Consider the following 17,478-nt stretch of genomic DNA (forward strand, 5'->3'; position numbering starts at 1 on the left):
ACCGCAGAGGTTCCGCCGGGTTACTGCGGGGGGTTGCCGTGCTTGCGCGAGGGCAGGTCGGCGTGCTTGCTGTGCAGCATCGCCAGGGACCTGATCAGTACCTCGCGGGTTTCCGCGGGGTCGATGACGTCGTCCACCAGACCGCGCTCGGCGGCGTAATACGGGTGCATCAGCTCGGACTTGTACTCCTTGACCATGCGTGCCCGCATGGCCTCGGGGTCCTCGGCCTCGGCGATCTGGCGGCGGAAGATGACGTTGGCGGCACCCTCCGCGCCCATCACTGCGATCTCGTTCGTCGGCCAGGCGTACGTGAGGTCCGCACCGATGGACTGGCTGTCCATCACGATGTAGGCCCCTCCGTAGGCCTTACGCAGGATCAGGCTGATCCGTGGCACCGTCGCGTTGCAGTACGCGTACAGCAGCTTGGCGCCGTGCCGGATGATCCCGCCGTGCTCCTGGTCGACACCCGGAAGGAACCCGGGGACGTCCAGGAAAGTGACGATCGGAACGTTAAAAGCGTCACACATCTGGACAAAGCGCGCAGCTTTTTCGGATGCCTCGATGTCCAACACGCCTGCCAGCACCTGCGGCTGATTGGCGATGATGCCGACGACCTGTCCGTCGAGGCGGGCCAGCGCGCAGATGATGTTCCGCGCCCAGCGCTCGTGGACCTCCAGGTACTCGCCGTCGTCGACGATCTCCTCGATGACCTTCGCCATGTCGTACGGCCGGTTGCCGTCCGCCGGGACCAGGTCGAGCAGGATGTCGGAGCGGCGTTCGGGGGCGTCCGTGGACTCCACCCGCGGCGGGTTCTCCCGGTTGTTCTGCGGGAGCAGCGACAGGAGGTAGCGCACCTCGGCGATGCAGGTCTCCTCGTCGTCGTACGCGAAGTGGCAGACACCGCTCGTCTCGGCGTGCACGTCGGCGCCGCCCAGGCCGTTCTGGGTGATCTCCTCGCCGGTCACCGCCTTGACCACATCCGGGCCGGTGATGAACATCTGCGAGGTCTCGCGGACCATGAACACGAAGTCGGTCAGCGCGGGGCTGTAGGCCGCACCGCCGGCGCACGGGCCGAGCATCACGCTGATCTGCGGGATGACACCGGACGCCTTGGTGTTGCGCTGGAAGATGCCGCCGTAGCCGGCCAGCGCGCTGACGCCCTCCTGAATGCGGGCGCCGGCACCGTCGTTGAGGGAGACCAGCGGGGCGCCGGCCGCGATGGCCATGTCCATGACCTTGTGGATCTTCGTGGCGTGGGCCTCGCCCAGGGCGCCGCCGAAGATGCGGAAGTCATGGGCGTAGACGAAGACCGTACGGCCCTCCACCGTGCCCCAGCCGGTGATCACACCGTCGGTGTACGGCTTCTTGGCCTCCAGGCCGAACCCGGTCGCCCGGTGCCGGCGCAGCTGCTCGACCTCACGGAAGGTGCCCGGGTCCAGCAGCAGCTCGATCCGCTCCCGGGCGGTCAGCTTGCCCTTGGCGTGCTGCGCCTCGGTCGCCCTCTCGCTGGGGCCGGCCACCGCCTGCGCGCGGATCTCGTGCAGCTCGGCCACTCGCCCGCGCGCGTCCGTCGGCTCGCCCGTCGACTCACCGGTCGCCTCATCCAAAACGGTCATGTAGCGACCTTACGAAGGACAACCAGGAAAGCGGGCCGTCGACTCCGTACAGTCTCCGGGGTGTTTTCCTGGTACCCCTTAACAGAACCAGGGGGCATGCAGGCGTTCCGACTGCTCAGAGGGCTTCGGGCTTGTAGGGGTCGTACAAACTCGTCGGCTGGGAGTCACGCCACATTCAGGTCGGGCGCATGCCATCCCTCGGGTGACACGCGAGGATACCGGGCCTCAGCCGAACCGGTTCAGCAGCCGGCGGTACACCGCGGGCGCGAGGCCGCGCACCCGGCCCGGCAGGGTCAGCCAGCCGGGGACGTAGACGTCGTCCCGGCCACGCCGGACCGCGTCCCAGACCGTGGCGGCGACCCGGCCGGGCGTCGTGGGGCGTGGGCGGGTGCGCTGGTAGGGAGTGCCGCGGCGGGCGAAGAAGGCGGTGTCCACCGGGCCCGGCACAACGAGCGTCACGCCCACGCCGGTGCCGCGCAGTTCCTGCCGCAGGGCCTCGGCGAACGCGGCGATACCGGCCTTGGCGGCGGAGTACACGGCCTCCTCCCGCACCCCCACACAGCCCGCGACCGAGCCGACGAGCACCACCCGCCCGCGGCCGGCGCTCACCATGGCGGGCAGGACCTCCCGGACCAGCAGCAGCGTGGCGTTGAGGTCGACGGCCAGCACCCGGTCGATGGCGGCGGCGGGCATCGTCACGAAGGGGCCGGCCCAGCCGATGCCCGCTCCGGCGACCAGGACGTCGATCCGGCCGGTGGCGCGCAGCGCGGACTCGGCCAGCAGGCGGGGACCGTCGGGGGCGGCGAGGTCGGCGGGCAGGACGAGGGCCGATGTCCCGGCGGCCGTCTCCTCCAGCCGGATCCGGTCCCGTCCGCTGACGATCAGTTGCCAGCCGCCGGTGGCGAAGCGCCGGGCGGTGGCAGCGCCGATGCCCGAGGAGGCGCCGGTGACGAGTGCCACGGGCCGGTCGGTGCGGTGCGGCGGCCGGTGTTCGCGCACCGCCGCCGGAGTGAGGACGGGACGTGCCTTCGGGTCGTAGGTGGAACCGGAGCCGGTGTGGGTCACGAGTCGGTCTCCCTGCGCTGTGGGTCCGGTTTTCCGGGACACGTAGTCCAGGACACCGCCTGTGCGGTCCCCGGCGCCAGTTCTGGGGCGGTCCGTCCGCGGCGAGCTCACCCGAATCGCCGCCCGCCGCCCGGTCGTCCCTTCGGCGGGCCGGGGGCCGCATCGGTCACGTACCGACGCGGCAGGACCACTCCTGCGGGCCGCGCGGTACACCCAGGCGGCGGTACGGGCGGTACGCGGCGCGGTTTACCGGGATACGAAGGGGAAACCCCGGAAGCTCCCCCAACTCCGGTTCCGTCCGGTTCACGTGACGAGGTCACCATGCGATTGCTGCTCGTCCACCCCAGCGCCCTGATGTATTCCGAGATCTTCCTGCGGCTCGAACCTCTGGGCCTGGAACGGGTCGCGGGCGCCGCTCGGGACGCCGGGCACGAGGTGCGGGTCGTGGATCTGCAGGTGACCGGCCGGAGGCAACTGCGCGACGAGGTCCGGTCCTTCCGCCCTCAGGCCCTCGGGGTCTCGCTGAACTACCTGGCGAACATCCCGGAGGCGATCGAGCTGGCCGCCGAGGTGAAGCGGGCGGTACCGGGCTGCTTCGTGTTCTTCGGCGGACACAGTGTGTCCTTCGTCGCCGAGGAGGTGCTGGAGCAGGCCGAGGAGGCGGTGGACGCGGTGGTCCGCGGCGAGGGCGAGCCGGCCGTCCCACCGCTGCTGGCGGCGATCCGCGACGGCGGGGTGTCGGGGGTGCCCGGGATCGTCACGGCCGACGGGCGCGGTCCGGCGCCGCTGATGGTGCACAGCATCGACTCCCCCACCCCGGCGCGCGACCTGATGCGCAACCGGCGCCGTTACTTCATCGGCGAACTGGACCCGTGCGCCTCCGTCGAGTTCACCCGCGGCTGTCCCTGGGACTGCTCGTTCTGCTCGGCGTGGACGTTCTACGGCCGCAGTTACCGCAAGGCCTCTCCCGAGGCGGCGGCGGCCGACCTGGCGGGCATCCGGGAGCCCAACGTGTTCATCGTCGACGACGTCGCCTTCATCCGGCCCGAACACGGGGACGCCATCGCCGCGGAGGTGGAGCGCCGCCGCATCCGCAAGCGCTACTACCTGGAGACCCGCAGCGACGTACTGCTGCGCCACCCCGAGGTGTTCGAGCGGTGGGCGCGGCTGGGGCTGCGCTACATGTTCCTCGGCATGGAGGCGATCGACGCGGAGGGACTGGAGCTGTACCGCAAGCGGGTCAGCCCCGACGAGAACCTCCGTGCCCTTCGGACGGCCCGCCGGCTCGGCATCAAGGTCGCCATCAACCTGATCGTCGACCCGGCCTGGGACGAGGAACGCTTCCGGGTGGTGCGGGAGTTCGCGCTGGCCGTGCCGGAGATCGTGCACTTCACCGTGATGACGCCGTATCCGGGGACGGAGATCTGGCACACCGAGTCGCGCCGGCTCACCACCCGCGACTACCGCCTCTTCGACATCCAGCACGCCGTGGTGCCCACGGCCCTGCCGTTGGAGCGGTTCTACGAGGAGCTGGTGCGCACCCAGGCCGTGATCAACCGCAAGCATCTGGGACTGCGCACGGCCTTCGGTGCGGCCCGCGTGCTCGGCCGCAACCTGCTGCACGGGCAGACGAACTTCGCCCGCATGCTGTGGAAGTTCAACCAGGTCTACAACCCGCGCCGCCAGATCGCCGATCACACCAGGCCCGTCCGCTACGAACTGCCCCTGCCGCAGCACCTCGACGTCACCGACCGGCGTCAGCTGTACGTCCACACCCGGGGGGCGACGCAGGGCGCACCGGGCCGCCGGACCACCGAGTAACCGGACGGGCGCGGGCGTATGCCGATCGCCGTCCTCGCCTCACTCGCCGCCGCTGTCTGCTTCGCCGTCGCGGGCGTCCTCCAGCAGTGGGCGGCGGGCGGGCGGCCGGACGAAGAGGCGCTGTCCCCGCGCCTGTTGGGCCATCTGGTGCGGGAGCCGCTGTGGCTGTGCGGGATCGGACTGGCCGTGGTGGCGTACGGATTCCAGTCGCTGGCCCTGGCGTTCGGGCCGCTCAGCCTCGTCCAGCCGCTGATCGTCGCCGAGTTGGTCTTCGCCGTGCCGCTGTCCGCGTGGCTGCACCGCATGCGGCTCGGTGGCCGGGAGTGGTTCGGCACGCTCGCCGTGGCGGTCGGCCTCGCCCTCGCCCTGCTCTCCGCCCGCCCGCACGGCGGCCACCCGGAGTCAGCGGGAGCGCTGTCCTGGCTGCTGATCCTGGGCGCGACCGCCACGCTGGTCGCCGCTGCGCTGACGGCCGCCCGGCTGCTGACCGGGCCCTGGCGGGCGTCGGCGACGGCCCTGGCGGCCGGGGCGGTCATGGGCACCCAGTCCGTGCTGCTGGCCGCCACCGTGGAACGCCTGAGGCACGGGCTCGGCTCCGCGCTGTCCGCCTGGCAGACCTACGCCCTGGTGGCGGCCAGTGTGGTTGGCCTGCTGCTCATCCAGAGCGCCTTTCAGCAGGGACCGTTGGCCGCGAGCATGACGGTGATCGACGCGACGGAGCCGGTGGTCGCCGTGACGGTGGGCACGACGGTCTTCGGGGAGGCCGTCCGCACGGGCTGGCCGGTCAGCGCGGTCACGGTGACGGGGCTGGCGCTGGTGACGGCCGGGATCGTGAGCCTGGACTCGTCACCGGTGATCGCGGCGCTGCGGGGACGCAGGGCGGCCGGTCCGGCGTGAGCCGGCCCGCTCACGCCGCGCGCGGTGCGCCGCTGCGGTGGGAGGGGGCGGGCGTCGTCCAGACGGGGAGGAGGTCCTCGGTCAGGACGCGGTCCCAGGAGGGGTGCGTGTCCCGCGCAGTGACCGCGGCGCGGTGGCGTACCGCGTCCAGCAGCCGTGGCTGGGCGACCAGCGCGCCCAGAGCGTCCGACCAGTCCCCGGGGTCGTCACGTCGTACGACGACCCCGTCCCGGCCCGACGCGGCCAGCCACTGTGTGGTGCGCGCGCCCTCGGGCAGCAGGACCGCCAGGCCACTCGCCATCGCCTCGGCGACGACGTTGCCGCAGGTCTCCGTGCGGGACGGGAAGGCGAAGACGTCGCAGCCGGCGTAGACCGGGGCCAGCCGTTCCTGCGGGAGGGTGCCGAGCAGGGTGACGTCCGGTCCGAGGACCCGCCGGACCGCGTCCGCCTCCGCGCCCGAGCCGGCCATGACGAGGTGCACGGCCGTTCCGCGGGCGCGCAGGCGCCATACGCTCTCGGCGAGCAGCGGCACGCCCTTGGTGGCGTCCAGCCGGCCGGCGAACAGCACCAGCGGGCGGTCGGCCGGTACGCCGTACTCCCGGGCGAGCCGGGCCCTGGCCGTGGGGTCGGGCCGGAAGCGCCGGTGGTCGATGCCGCGGCGGAGCAGGGCGACCCGGTCGGCGCCCAGGGTCCGCCCGAGTTCCGCGACGCCGGCCGGGGTGGGGACCAGCACCCGTTCGCAGGCGCCCAGGAGCCGGTCCCGCCGCCGGCGCAACAGGGTCTCGGCGCGGGCCGAGAGGAACTCGTCCGTCCTGCGGTGGGCGCCGGGCAGCCACCGGTCGGCGAGGTAGCGGCTGTAGACGGAGGCCAGCGCGGGGACGTCGGTGTGCACGGACGCCACGAGCCGGGGCGTCCGGGCGCCGTCGCGGGCGGCGCGGTGGGCCAGCCGCACCGCGGTGGCGGCGTAGGCGAAGCTGTGCGTCAGATGCCAGACGTCGTGCCGGGGCAGCAGGGCGGCCAGCCGGCGATGGTGGGGGGCGAGGTCGGAGACGTCCTCCGCTCCGTCCGCCGACATCAGGGCGGAGGTGGCGAGGGCCGGCCGCAGCATGACGAACCGTACGTGCGGGGAGAGGGCCTCCACCCGTTCCCGCTCGCCGAGAAAGTAGACGGTCAGATCGAGGCCGGGGGCGTCCGGCGCGCGTTCCGGCAGCCGGGCGGCGCTCTCCGCGAAGCGCTCCCAGCATTTGACGTGCCCGCCTGACGTGCTGCTTCGCATCAGCTCGACCAGGACCGCGACCGAGAACACGATCAGCGGGTACCACCCCGGCCGGTGATCCAACCGCGACACCCGAGAGATGACGTTGAAAATTGAACGGAATAGGTCTACGGTCGGTTCTGTTGATGTCGTTGAATCTTCAACAGCATGAAGGCTCAACAGCCCCGTCCCCTGAGGAGCACACCATGGGTATCTTCGGCAAGAAGAACTCCGACACCGCCAACACCTCGACCGAGAACACCGCCGTGAACCCCGACCTGGCCGCGCTGACCGGCGACTACACGATCGACTCCGCACACACGACGATCGGCTTCGTCGCCCGCCACGCCATGGTCACGAACGTCAAGGGCTCCTTCCTTGACTTCACCGGCTCGCTGCACCTGGACGGCACCGACCCCTCGAAGTCCACCGCCTCCATCGACGTCAAGATGGACAGCGTCAGCACGGGCAACGCCGACCGCGACGGCCACCTGAAGAGCTCGGACTTCTTCAAGACCGACGAGTTCCCGACGATGACCTTCCGCTCCACCAAGGCGGAGGCCCTCGGCGGCGACGAGTACCGCATCACCGGCGACCTGTCGATCCTCGGCGTCACCAAGCCGCTCACCATCGACCTGGAGTTCCACGGCGCCGCGAAGGACCCCTTCGGCAACGACCGGGTCGGTTTCGAGGGCAAGGCCGAGATCAAGCGCTCCGAGTGGGGCCTGACCTGGAACGCGGCGCTAGAGACGGGCGGCGTCCTGGTCTCCGACAAGATCAAGCTGAACTTCGACATCTCGGCGATCCGGAACGCGTGAACCTCGCGCATCGCGTGACCTGACACCAGGGCCGCCCGCTGGGCGGCCCTGGTCACCGTCGGCCCTCGAACTCGCACCACACGATCTTGCCGGGGTTGCGTTCCCCCACGCCCCACTTGTCGGCGAGCGCGGCGACGAGCAGGAGGCCGCGGCCGTGTTCGGAGTCCGACGGGGCGTCCGGGGCGTGCACCTTACCGGCACCACTGTCGTGAACCTCGGCGCGCAGTACGCCGTCGCCGTACAGCGTCAGGCGCACGGCGAAACCGCGGCCGGGCGGTGCGCCGTGGAGTAACGCGTTCGTCGCCAACTCGCTTACGCAGAGCAGTACGTCGTCGCTGCGCTCGGTCATGGCCCAGTCCGCGAGCGTCTGACGCGTGAACTCACGGGCGTGGCCCACCGATCTGCGGTCCCGACGGTAGAACACCTCGCGGGTGTGGGGGTGTTGGGGTTGTGCGTTCATGCGGCCACTGTCACAGGGAGTCACTATCGTGGATCAGTGAGTGAGGTCGTAGTCCTGATTGCTACGAGCTCACTACGAGGACTTCGGCTGTGCACGGGGGAAAGGGTCACGCATGCACTCGGCGAAGAAGCCCAAGAAGGTCGGTTCGTGGCAGGCGGTCGGTGCGGTGCTCGCGCACTGCCGGAAGCAGGCCCGCCTCACGCAGGAGCAGTTCGCCGAGATGGCGAGCATTCATGTGGACACCGTGAGATCCATCGAGCAGGGGAGGCTCGCGCTTCAGCCGGATCGTGCGGAGCAGTTCGACGAACTGCTGGGGACGGGTGGGGTGTTGGCCGTGCTGGTGGAGAAGATGCCGGTGCGGGAGCGGATCGTGCAGTTTGCGCAGGGGCTTGTGGATCACGAGCAGGAGGCGGTCAGCATCCTCTCGTACGAGGCTCAGGTGGTTCCGGGGCTCCTCCAGACCAGGGACTACTGCCGCGCCGTCTTCGACTACCGGCATCCAGCAATCCAGAGCGAGACAGCCGAGCAGTGGGTGAACGCCCGCATGGAGCGACAGTTGGTCTGGCAGCGGGATCGGCCGCCTGTGGGCCACTTCATCCTGGAGGAGAGCATCCTGCGGCGGCAGGTCGGCGGGCCGGAAGTGATGCGAGAGCAGATCCGCCAGATTCTGGAGTACACCGAACCCGTCCACATGGGCTTTCAGATCATGCCCATGGACCGGACACCGCACTGTGGCCTCGCTGGCCCCATGTTGTTGCTGGAAACCCCAGAGTACGAGCGCCTGGCCTACCTGGAGGCGCACCGCGCCAGCATCCTCGTCGATGATCCCGACGAGGTCAGCGACTATCACCACAAGTATGGAATGCTGCGGTCACAGGCCCTCTCACCCGACGAGAGCGTGCGCCTCTTGAACGGACTTCTAGGAGAGTCATGAAGACCGCATGGTTCAAGTCCAGCTACAGCGGCAGCGAGGGCGGCAACTGCGTAGAAGTCGCCTACGACTGGCGCAAGTCCAGCTACAGCAGCGACGAGGGCGGCAACTGTGTCGAGGTCGCCACCCACCCCTCCGCCATCCACATCCGCGACTCCAAGACCCCCGACGGCCCCGTCCTCACTGTCTCCCTCGACACCTGGACCACCTTCCTCGGCCGGCTCGCATGACCTGGTTGCCGCGCGACTTCGTGCACCCCCTTCGCGTCGAGATCCCCGACGGGGACGGGCATCATCTGCGACCGATCAGCGGGGCGGACGCGCCGTTGGACTATCCGGCCGTGATGGGGTCGCGGGAGCGGTTGTGGTCCATCTACGGGAAGGCGTGGGGCTGGCCTTCGGCCACGATGTCGTACGAGGCCAACCGGGAGGATCTGGAGCGGCACGCCGCCGAGATCGACGCGCACGAGTCCTTCAACTACACCGTGGAGACGCAGGACGGGACCGCTCTTCGCGGATGCGTCTACATCGATCCGCCGCAGAAGGCCGGGGCCGATGCGGAGATCTCCTGGTGGGTGGTCGACAGTGAGGTCGGCGGGCGGCTGGAGCGGGCGCTCGACGCGTTCGTGCCGCGATGGATCGCCGAGGAGTGGCCGTTCCGGCGGCCGCGGTTCGTCGGGCGGGATCTGACCTGGGACGAGTGGCTGGCGCTGCCCGACGCGGAGTGAGGTCGCCGGCCCGGCCGGGGTGGCCTGGCTGGATTGTGCCCCTTGTGTGCGCGCTCACAGCGTTCTCATAATCCAGCACCAGGATTTGACGTGTCCTTGCCAGTAGGCCTCTTGGGGTCAGTTGCTTGGCATGCTCTCGCCATTTCCAGCTTCCTCTCCCACCCCCCACGGAAGGCATCGCATGAGAACCCTCCTCAAGGCCCTCAAGAGATGCGCGGTCGCCGGTGCGGCCGCGCTCGCGGTCGTCAGCCTTCAGCCCGTGTCCAACGCGCAGGCGGCCCCCGCACCCGTCGTCGGCGGTACCCGCGCCGCGCAGGGCGAGTTCCCGTTCATGGTCCGGCTGTCGATGGGCTGTGGCGGCGCGCTGTACACGCAGCAGATCGTGCTGACCGCCGCGCACTGTGTGGGCGCCACCGGCAACAACACCAGCATCACCGCCACCGCGGGCGTCGTGGACCTGCAGTCCACGAGCGGTCGCGTCCAGGTCCGGTCCACCAAGGTCTACCGGGCCCCCGGCTACAACGGCAATGGCAAGGACTGGGCCCTGATCAAGCTCGCCCAGCCGATCAACCTGCCGACCCTGAAGATCGCCACGACCACGCAGTACAACACCGGCACCTTCACCATCGCCGGATGGGGTGCCGCCACCGAGGGCGGCGGCCAGCAGCGCTACCTCCTCAAGGCGAACGTGCCGTTCGTCAGTGACGCCACCTGCCGCTCCTACAGCGGCTACAGCGGCCTCATCGCGAACGAGGAGATCTGCGCCGGCTACACGGCGGGCGGCGTCGACACCTGCCAGGGCGACTCCGGTGGCCCCATGTTCCGCAGGGATGCGGCCGGCGCCTGGATCCAGGTCGGCATCACCAGCTGGGGCATAGGCTGCGCCCGGCCCAACGCCCCCGGTGTCTACACCGAGGTCTCCACCTTCGCCTCCGCCATCGCCTCGGCGGCGGCCACGCTCTGAGCTTCCGTACACGTACGGGGCCCGGTGCTGTCCAGCACCGGGCCCGTTCCACACTCAGCAGACGCGGCTCAGAACCCGCCCCCGAAGTCCCCGCCACCGCCGAAGTCCCCACCACCGAAGCCACCCCAGCCGCCGCTGAAGTCGTCGGTGTTGAAGTCCGCGCCCGAGACGTCCCCGCCCTCGTAACCACCGGCGCCGAAGTCGCCGTAGCCGGAGCCGTAGTCGGCGGCGTAGCCCGGGGTGGCCATCATGTTGCCGAGCAGCGTGCCGATGAGCAGGCCGGGGAGGATGCCGCCCCCGAAGTAACCGCCGGCCCAGGGGCCGTAGGCCGGGCCCGCCTCCCAGTACGGGCGGCGGCCGTATTCGGTGTCCACCTCACGGACCATGGGGTCGGTACCGTCGGCGAGGCGGGCCTGGTCCGCCGCACAGACCGGGACCTCGCGGGTCGCACCGCCGGACGGTGTCCAGGTCGCGTCGGCGACCGAGGGACCGTGGCGCGGGTCGAAGAAGCAGGGCGGGCGACGCTCGGGGAGCGGGCGGCCCTCGCGGCGGGCGGCCAGGACGGAGAGCGAGAAGCGGCCGTCCTCCACCGACTGGGTCACCGCGCGTACGTCCTCGGGTTTCTGCGCGGCCGCCATGAGCGACTTCGCCTTGTCGTACGCGTCCAGCGCGCGTTCGTAGTCCGCGCGCATGGCGTCGTCGGCGCCGGGTTCGGCGGGGTGGAAGTCCAGCCGGTCCAGTTCCTCGCCGAAGGCCGTGATGTCCTCGTCGACCACGACGCGCAGCTTCTCCAGCGCCGCCCGCTGGTCCTCCTCGTGGCGGAGGCGGTTGCGGCGGACCAGCGTGTACGCGCCCGCGCCACCGGCCACCAGCACCGCACCGAAGGTGATCAGCGCGGTCGTCGACACGCCGTCGCCGGTGCCCTCGCTCCAGCTGCTCGGCGCCGTGCCGCCCACGTTGCGCAGCGCGCCGTCGACGAAGTCGTTCAGCTGGGCCTTGGCGTCGCCCGCGCTCTGCACGGACGTGACCAGGTTGGACACGGCATTGCGGCTCAGCACGGCGCTGTCGGCCCGCGCGTCGAACTCGTCGCCGAGCCGGATGCCGTACAGGCCCGTGACGCCGGTTTCCGTGCGCAGGTTCTGGAAGAGGTTCTGCGTGGGGTAATCGGACGGGAGGACCGCCACGAAGACGGGCTTGTCCGCGTCCCGGATCTTGTCGGCGAGCGCGTCGGCGTCCGACTCCGACAGCACGTCGGACGCGGCCGGGTCCACGTAGACCGGACTCTCGCGCAGGGCCTCGGCGACCTTGGACAGGTCGGTGGCCGCGTACGCGCCCGGCGCAGCGACCAGCAGCGCCGCCAGCACGGCGGCGACAGGCACGATCAACAGGCGTAGAAGCCTTTGTACCAGCGCAGCCTTCATATGTTCGAAGCTACCGGAACTGGGACAGAAAAGGACATCGGTCCCGGGGAGGATTTCCCCGGGACCGGCACCCCCGCGCCGCCGAGCGCCTTACGCGGCGGGCTCCACGCCGGCCCGCAGCAGGCCGTAGGTGTACGCGTCCTCGAGGGCCTGCCACGACGCGGCGATGACGTTCTCCGCGACGCCCACCGTCGACCACTCCCCCGCCCCGTCGGACGTGGAGATCAGGACGCGGGTCGTGGACTGGGTGCCGTGCTTGCCCTCGAGGATGCGGACCTTGTAGTCGACCAGCTCGAGCTTGGCGAGCTGCGGGTAGATCTTCTCCAGTGCGACGCGCAGGGCGCGGTCGAGGGCGTTGACCGGGCCGTTGCCCTCCGCGGTCGCGACGATGCGCTCGCTCTTGGCCCACAGCTTCACCGTGGCCTCGTTGGCGTGGCTGCCGTCAGGGCGGTCCTCGACGATCGCGCGCCAGGACTCGACCTCGAAGTACTTCAGGGGCTTGCCCTCGACCTCGGTGCGCAGCAGCAGCTCGAAGGAGGCGTCGGCGGCTTCGTACGTGTAGCCCTTGAGCTCCCGCTCCTTCACGCGCTCGACGACCCGCCCGACCACCTCGCGGTCGCCGCCGAGGTCGATGCCGAGCTCCTTGCCCTTGAGCTCGACGGAGGCGCGGCCCGCCATGTCGGAGACCAGCATGCGCATGGTGTTGCCGACCAGTTCGGGGTCGATGTGCTGGTACAGGTCCGGGTCGACCTTGATGGCGGAGGCGTGCAGGCCCGCCTTGTGCGCGAAGGCGGACACGCCTACATAGGGCTGGTGCGTGGACGGGGTGAGGTTCACGACCTCCGCGATGGCGTGGCTGATGCGCGTCATCTCGCGGAGGTGGCCCTCGGGCAGCACCTTCTTGCCGTACTTCAGCTCCAGGGCCGCCACGACCGGGAAGAGGTTGGCGTTGCCGACGCGCTCGCCGTAGCCGTTCGCCGTGCACTGCACATGGGTCGCGCCCGCGTCCACCGCGGCGAGGGTGTTGGCGACCGCGCAGCCCGTGTCGTCCTGGGCGTGGATGCCGAGCCGGGCGCCAGTGTCGGCCAGGACCGTGGAGACGACCGCCTGGACCTGCGCCGGGAGCATGCCGCCGTTGGTGTCGCACAGCACGACGACATCGGCGCCGGCCTCCGACGCCGTACGGACGACGGCCTTGGCGTACTCGGGGTTCGCGCGGTAGCCGTCGAAGAAGTGCTCGCAGTCGACGAAGACGCGGCGGCCCTGCTCGCGCAGGTACGACACCGTGTCGCGGACCATCTCGAGGTTCTCGTCGAGCGTGGTGCGCAGGGCCAGTTCCACATGCCGGTCGTGGGACTTGGCGACCAGCGTGATCACCGGGGCGCCCGAGTCCAGAAGAGCCTTGACCTGCGGGTCCTCGGCAGCGGTGGTGCCGGCGCGGCGGGTGGCGCCGAAGGCGACGAGCTGGGCGTGCCGGAAGTCGATCTCCTGCTGGGCGCGGGCGAAGAACTCGGTGTCCCGCGGGTTGGCGCCCGGCCAGCCGCCCTCGATGAAGCCCACGCCGAAGTCGTCCAGGTGCCGTGCGATGGCCAGCTTGTCGGCGACGGTCAGGTTGATGCCCTCCCGCTGGGCGCCGTCGCGCAGGGTGGTGTCGAAGACGTGGAACGAGTCGTCGAGCTCGCTGGTTTCCGTCATGGTCTGAAGGCTCCTGATGTATGGATCTCGGTCTGTACCGGAATGACCGGCTCCACCGTCCCCCAATGATCCCGCGCGCGGTGCCTCCGGCTGAAGGTGGGCCAGAAATGCGAAAAACCTCTCGCGGGTGCGAGAGGTCTGCGCGCGGGTCGAGGACGACGGTGTCCGCCCGTACGTGGTCGTACGTGGCGGTCACTGCGGACCGGCGCGCCTGCTGCCAATAATCGTGGCGAACGAGAGCACGAGGGCAGTTTGGCACAGACCGCCCCCGTGCTCACTCTCCGTCTCAGGATGCGAACACTGTGGTACTCGGTGCAGATGACGTACGAAGACGGGTCATCGTCTCGTCGCCTCGTCGATGTCGGAGAGCCAGCGGCCCTCTGCGGTGTCGTAGCGGACGGGGCCGTGGGTGTACTGCGAGAGGTCGAGGGCGCGGAGCTTGCGGTAAGCCTCCTCGTCCAGGTGGGGGCCGAGGATGATCTGGAGGCCGGTGGCCGGGTCCTGGAGGACGACGGGCCCGACAGTCTCGGCCGACGGCTCCGACGTCCCGGAATCGCGCCGCCCCACCTTGGCGATCGCGTTGCGCAGGAACTGATGGGTGTCCTCCGCCAGCTTGCTCCCGAGCGCGCTGAGAAAGGCCTGCAGCGGGAGGGCGATCAGCATGATCCAGGCCAGCTGCTCGACGGGACGCCGTGTCGGTACGGCTCTGGCCCGGACCGCGAACCCCAGCGAGGTGAGGGCTTCCACGAGGGGTGCCTCGTGGCCGGCCGGGGTTTTCTCGTCGACGAACAGGTCGGCGGGGTAGGGGGGCTGGGCAGTGGCGTCGGCGGTCATGTGCTGGCTCCCCAGAATTTGTCGGTTTCTTCCGGCGGCTTGTCGATGCGGGTCAGCCAGGCTTGTGTGCCACGGGTGACGAGGGCTCGGGCGTGCTGGTCGGGGCCGAAACAGACTGCGTGGAACTCACACCCGAAGTACTGGCGGGAGTACAGCAGCTGTCCGGTGCTCAGGTCACTCACCACGACGTTGTTGCTGCCCGCGATGACGAGGCGGGAGCCGTCGTGGTTGTAGGCCACCTTCTCGATCGGCAGAACGTAGGAGAGCTGTGTTGCCTCACTGCCGTCCGTGCTCCAGAGCCACACATCGCGGCCGCTCCACGTCGCGAACCGGGAGTTGTCCGGGCTCAACGCCAAGCCGAGTGCGCGCTGTCCGCAGTCCCGCTCGAAAAGGAGTCGGCCGGTGGCCGCGTCCCAGATCCGCACGAACACCGACGCTGATGCGCCCGGACCCCGAGCGAACCGGCCCTGGTGCCGGTCGACGGTGGCGAACCGCGTGCCGTCCGCGGAAGCGACGACGGTTCCGAGCGGCGCCGTCTGCGCCTCGAGTTGACGGACCGCGTCCGCCTGTACGTCCCAGATGAACGCGCCCGCGGTATTCCCCGGGAACAGGACGTGGCCGCCCTCCGCACCGAGGGCGGCACCGCCCCAGCCGCGGTTCGTCCGCCACTGCGCGATCTTTGTCCCCGTGGCGACGTCCCAGACACGCACGGCCGGATGCACTTGGGTCGCGATCCGATCGCCGCCCGGCGACAGTGCCACCGACGCCCAGTCGGCCTCTCCGGCGATCACGTTTTCCGCCCTCTCGACCATGCTGCCGTGCCGCAGCTGCAGTCTTCTCCCGCCGTAGATGTCGGTCACCACCACCTGCCCCCCGTTACAGCCGATGGCCAGCCAGGTTCCGTCGGGGCTGAACGCGCAGTACCTCGGCGTCCTCGGTGTCCGGATCCGCACGTCCCGGGTCGACGCCTTGAGGACGAAGGCCTCCCGCCCGATCCATGCGCTCTCCTCGCCGTCTCGCTCCGGGGACTCGCCGCCGATGTTCCGGCCCGACGGCTCCCCGTAGAAGTGCACTCCGGCGAGCCGGTCCGGCCCGGACCGGACCGGTGACGGACCGGCCCCTCCCATACCGGCCTCATCCACACCACCGGGAGAATCGGCCACCCTCACTCCGACCTCGGGCTCAGCCACTCCGACCTCGGGCTCAGCCACTCCGACCTCGGGCTCAGCCTTCTTCGCGTCGGCCTCCCGCCTGGCCTTCCACGATTTCGCCCGGGAATCGGCCTCGGCCCAGGCACTCACTCCCGGCCATCGATCCACCTCCGGCCAGGTATTCGCCAGCCTCCCCCGTGCATCCGCCACCACCCCATCCGGATCAGGCTCCTCCGGCATGAGTTCGGCAAGGCGGGTGCCGACCGCCACGACCGCCTCCCACTCGCCCGCGGCATGCAGACCCGCCGCCTCCGCACGCAGCCCCGCGGCCGTTCTGCGGCGCCGGGCGTCCTCCAAGCGGAACTCCGCGTCGAGGAAACCCGGTTCACTGGCGACCACCGCCTCCAGATGTTCCACGGCTGCGTCCCACTGCTGTGCCTCGGCAGCACCCAGGCCCGCTTCGTAGAGAAGATGGAGACGACGCATGCGTTCGGACTGCGCGAACTTGGCCTGCACGTCCTCGTAGCCGGGATCCCGGGCCTGCACCTCCCGGAAGATCTCGACGGCCCTGTCCCAGCGCTGCTTGTAGAAGCTCGCGAGACCCTCCACGTACAGCGCGCTCAGGTCATCGAGGGCAGCCTCGCCGCGCGCCCCGCCGACGCCGATGTCGAAGAGGTGCCCGTCCAGGGCACGCATGTAGAGCACCGGCGTCCCCCACTCCAGCGTCCGGCGCTGGGCGAGACGGATCGCCTGGCGGGCCTCCGTCACGGCCTCGTCGACCGGGCGGCGGTGCGCGAGGGACTCGTAGAAGGTGCGGCTGAACTCGACGGCGGCCCGGTTGGAGATCGGGTACTGCATGGCGACCGCGGCGGTCACCCCCCGGCGCATCAACGCGCCCGCGACGCTGGAGAAGGGATCGCGGTCGGCGGAGCGACCGGTCTCGCAGGCGTTGAGCACCACCAGGCGCAGTGAGTGGTGGCCCGCCAGCATCATGGCGAGGTCCTCAGCGCCCAGCTGATAGGTGCCGCCGTCCTCGTCGGCGAGGGCGAGGGTGCCCTCCTGCCCGACCGTGTCGAAACCGCCGTGGCCGATGAAGTGGAAAGCGTGCCAGGGTCCTCCGGATCCGCGCAGCGCCGCCCGCAGATCGCGCCAGGTCTGCCCCTTGGTCCAGGCGAGTTCGATCAGCCCTTGGTCGGCCAGGCCGGAGAGCGCGCCGGCCAGCCATTCCTGTTCGGCGCGGACCGCGAGTGGCTCCCGGTCGTCGGGGCGGGCCGCCATGCAGAGCACCCGCAGGGGCGGCTGGACCAGCAACGGCCGCTGAGGGCTGCCGACTTGGGGATGCCGTACGAGGGGCATGGTCGAGCAGACGTAACTGTTCTCGCTCTCGTCGAAGAGGAACTCCCAGGGCAGGCGGGCGAGTTCGGGCGGGCGGATGCGCAGGACGATCCGTAGTGGGCGTTCGTCGCGGGCCGCGCGGTGCCGGGCGGCGGCGAACAGCGCACGGCCGTCGCCCGCCATCAGGAAGTCGAACAGCCGTCGGCCGAGCTCCCGTACCGGTAATTCGTCGTCGGTGGCACCGCGCCGGAGCTGCGCGGAGGAGCTGAGCACGGCGTGCGGGATCGTGGTGTCCAGGATGCGCAGTTCGGCGGGCGGCAGCGGGAACGGCTGCACGACGGACGTCTCGGCGCCATCGGGTCCGCGCAGAATGATCTCGTACAGGTGCGGGCGACCGGGATCGCTGTCGCCGGGTCCGCTCCCGGCGCCGATCTCCGCGGAGAAATCCAGTGCTTCCAAGGCCGCCTCCCCCGTCACTCCCAAGGCCA

The 17,478-nt window shown here is 70.4% G+C and carries 15 protein-coding genes; 7 read left to right on the top strand and 8 right to left on the bottom strand.

What is annotated here, in order from left to right:
• Window positions 1-20 precede the first annotated feature (20 nt).
• Window positions 21-1,616: an acyl-CoA carboxylase subunit beta gene (locus ACKTSN_RS14270; protein ID WP_409469467.1), complete on the bottom strand. Its 1,596-nt coding sequence runs from the start codon at window positions 1,614-1,616 to the stop codon at window positions 21-23.
• A 225-nt stretch (window positions 1,617-1,841) separates the two neighbouring features.
• A complete protein-coding gene (locus ACKTSN_RS14275; protein WP_409469468.1) occupies window positions 1,842-2,681 on the bottom strand; it encodes an SDR family NAD(P)-dependent oxidoreductase in 840 nt (279 codons plus the stop codon).
• A gap of 321 nt (window positions 2,682-3,002) precedes the next feature.
• Between ACKTSN_RS14275 and hpnR the strand changes: the two genes are divergently transcribed.
• Both hpnR and ACKTSN_RS14285 read left to right on the top strand, forming a co-directional pair.
• Window positions 3,003-4,502 (top strand): hopanoid C-3 methylase HpnR, encoded by a 1,500-nt coding sequence (gene hpnR, locus ACKTSN_RS14280; protein WP_409469469.1) that lies wholly within the window; start codon window positions 3,003-3,005, stop codon window positions 4,500-4,502.
• Window positions 4,503-4,520: 18 nt separating this feature from the next.
• Window positions 4,521-5,399, top strand: a complete 879-nt coding sequence (locus tag ACKTSN_RS14285; protein WP_409469470.1) for a DMT family transporter — start codon at window positions 4,521-4,523, stop codon at window positions 5,397-5,399.
• Between the two features lie 10 nt (window positions 5,400-5,409).
• Here ACKTSN_RS14285 and ACKTSN_RS14290 read toward each other — a convergent pair whose 3' ends face one another.
• Complete coding sequence (locus ACKTSN_RS14290) at window positions 5,410-6,747, bottom strand: glycosyltransferase (protein ID WP_409469471.1); 1,338 nt, start codon at window positions 6,745-6,747, stop codon at window positions 5,410-5,412.
• 113 nt (window positions 6,748-6,860) lie between these two features.
• On the opposite strand from ACKTSN_RS14290, the gene ACKTSN_RS14295 reads away from it, so the two are divergent.
• The gene (locus tag ACKTSN_RS14295; protein WP_409469472.1) at window positions 6,861-7,472 is read left to right on the top strand and encodes a YceI family protein; all 612 of its coding nucleotides are present in this window, start codon (window positions 6,861-6,863) and stop codon (window positions 7,470-7,472) included.
• A 52-nt stretch (window positions 7,473-7,524) separates the two neighbouring features.
• On the opposite strand, the gene ACKTSN_RS14300 is transcribed toward ACKTSN_RS14295, so the two are convergent.
• Entirely contained in the window at window positions 7,525-7,932 is a 408-nt protein-coding gene (locus ACKTSN_RS14300; protein WP_409469473.1) for an ATP-binding protein, read from the bottom strand.
• Between the two features lie 112 nt (window positions 7,933-8,044).
• On the opposite strand from ACKTSN_RS14300, the gene ACKTSN_RS14305 reads away from it, so the two are divergent.
• The 4 genes from ACKTSN_RS14305 to ACKTSN_RS14320 all read left to right on the top strand — a co-directional run bounded on the left by ACKTSN_RS14305 (window position 8,045) and on the right by ACKTSN_RS14320 (window position 10,554).
• The gene (locus ACKTSN_RS14305) at window positions 8,045-8,866 is read left to right on the top strand and encodes a helix-turn-helix domain-containing protein (RefSeq protein ID WP_409469474.1); all 822 of its coding nucleotides are present in this window, start codon (window positions 8,045-8,047) and stop codon (window positions 8,864-8,866) included.
• Window positions 8,863-9,093 (top strand): DUF397 domain-containing protein, encoded by a 231-nt coding sequence (locus tag ACKTSN_RS14310; protein WP_409469475.1) that lies wholly within the window; start codon window positions 8,863-8,865, stop codon window positions 9,091-9,093. The genes ACKTSN_RS14305 and ACKTSN_RS14310 overlap by 4 nt, the downstream gene beginning before the upstream one ends.
• Window positions 9,090-9,590 carry an N-acetyltransferase gene (locus tag ACKTSN_RS14315; RefSeq protein WP_409469476.1) on the top strand — a complete coding sequence of 167 codons (501 nt, stop codon included), beginning with the start codon at window positions 9,090-9,092 and terminating at the stop codon, window positions 9,588-9,590. The genes ACKTSN_RS14310 and ACKTSN_RS14315 overlap by 4 nt, the downstream gene beginning before the upstream one ends.
• Window positions 9,591-9,771: 181 nt before the next feature.
• Complete coding sequence (locus ACKTSN_RS14320) at window positions 9,772-10,554, top strand: serine protease (RefSeq protein WP_385264560.1); 783 nt, start codon at window positions 9,772-9,774, stop codon at window positions 10,552-10,554.
• 68 nt (window positions 10,555-10,622) lie between these two features.
• On the opposite strand, the gene ACKTSN_RS14325 is transcribed toward ACKTSN_RS14320, so the two are convergent.
• The 4 genes from ACKTSN_RS14325 to ACKTSN_RS14340 all read right to left on the bottom strand — a co-directional run bounded on the left by ACKTSN_RS14325 (window position 10,623) and on the right by ACKTSN_RS14340 (window position 17,449).
• A complete protein-coding gene (locus ACKTSN_RS14325; RefSeq protein WP_409469477.1) occupies window positions 10,623-11,975 on the bottom strand; it encodes a hypothetical protein in 1,353 nt (450 codons plus the stop codon).
• Between the two features lie 90 nt (window positions 11,976-12,065).
• Window positions 12,066-13,670 carry a citramalate synthase gene (gene cimA, locus ACKTSN_RS14330; RefSeq protein ID WP_409469478.1) on the bottom strand — a complete coding sequence of 535 codons (1,605 nt, stop codon included), beginning with the start codon at window positions 13,668-13,670 and terminating at the stop codon, window positions 12,066-12,068.
• Between the two features lie 336 nt (window positions 13,671-14,006).
• On the bottom strand, window positions 14,007-14,504 hold the full coding sequence (locus ACKTSN_RS14335; protein WP_409469479.1) for a hypothetical protein: 498 nt from the start codon (window positions 14,502-14,504) through the stop codon (window positions 14,007-14,009).
• Window positions 14,501-17,449: a CHAT domain-containing protein gene (locus tag ACKTSN_RS14340; RefSeq protein WP_409469480.1), complete on the bottom strand. Its 2,949-nt coding sequence runs from the start codon at window positions 17,447-17,449 to the stop codon at window positions 14,501-14,503. The genes ACKTSN_RS14335 and ACKTSN_RS14340 overlap by 4 nt, the downstream gene beginning before the upstream one ends.
• Between the last annotated feature and the right edge of the window lie 29 nt (window positions 17,450-17,478).

It is taken from the genome of Streptomyces flavusporus (genome assembly GCF_046267975.1).
GTDB lineage: Bacteria > Actinomycetota > Actinomycetes > Streptomycetales > Streptomycetaceae > Streptomyces > Streptomyces flavusporus.

Bases quoted from the DNA above. Each gene is read 5' to 3' on its own strand.
- hpnR (WP_409469469.1), top strand. From the start codon at position 3,003: ATGCGATTGCTGCTCGTCCACCCCAGCGCCCTGATGTATTCCGAGATC.
- ACKTSN_RS14305 (WP_409469474.1), top strand. From the start codon at position 8,045: ATGCACTCGGCGAAGAAGCCCAAGAAGGTCGGTTCGTGGCAGGCGGTC.
- cimA (WP_409469478.1), bottom strand. From the start codon at position 13,670: ATGACGGAAACCAGCGAGCTCGACGACTCGTTCCACGTCTTCGACACC.
- ACKTSN_RS14300 (WP_409469473.1), bottom strand. From the start codon at position 7,932: ATGAACGCACAACCCCAACACCCCCACACCCGCGAGGTGTTCTACCGT.
- ACKTSN_RS14325 (WP_409469477.1), bottom strand. From the start codon at position 11,975: ATGAAGGCTGCGCTGGTACAAAGGCTTCTACGCCTGTTGATCGTGCCT.
- ACKTSN_RS14320 (WP_385264560.1), top strand. From the start codon at position 9,772: ATGAGAACCCTCCTCAAGGCCCTCAAGAGATGCGCGGTCGCCGGTGCG.
- ACKTSN_RS14310 (WP_409469475.1), top strand. From the start codon at position 8,863: ATGAAGACCGCATGGTTCAAGTCCAGCTACAGCGGCAGCGAGGGCGGC.
- ACKTSN_RS14295 (WP_409469472.1), top strand. From the start codon at position 6,861: ATGGGTATCTTCGGCAAGAAGAACTCCGACACCGCCAACACCTCGACC.
- ACKTSN_RS14270 (WP_409469467.1), bottom strand. From the start codon at position 1,616: ATGACCGTTTTGGATGAGGCGACCGGTGAGTCGACGGGCGAGCCGACG.
- ACKTSN_RS14285 (WP_409469470.1), top strand. From the start codon at position 4,521: ATGCCGATCGCCGTCCTCGCCTCACTCGCCGCCGCTGTCTGCTTCGCC.
- ACKTSN_RS14335 (WP_409469479.1), bottom strand. From the start codon at position 14,504: ATGACCGCCGACGCCACTGCCCAGCCCCCCTACCCCGCCGACCTGTTC.
- ACKTSN_RS14315 (WP_409469476.1), top strand. From the start codon at position 9,090: ATGACCTGGTTGCCGCGCGACTTCGTGCACCCCCTTCGCGTCGAGATC.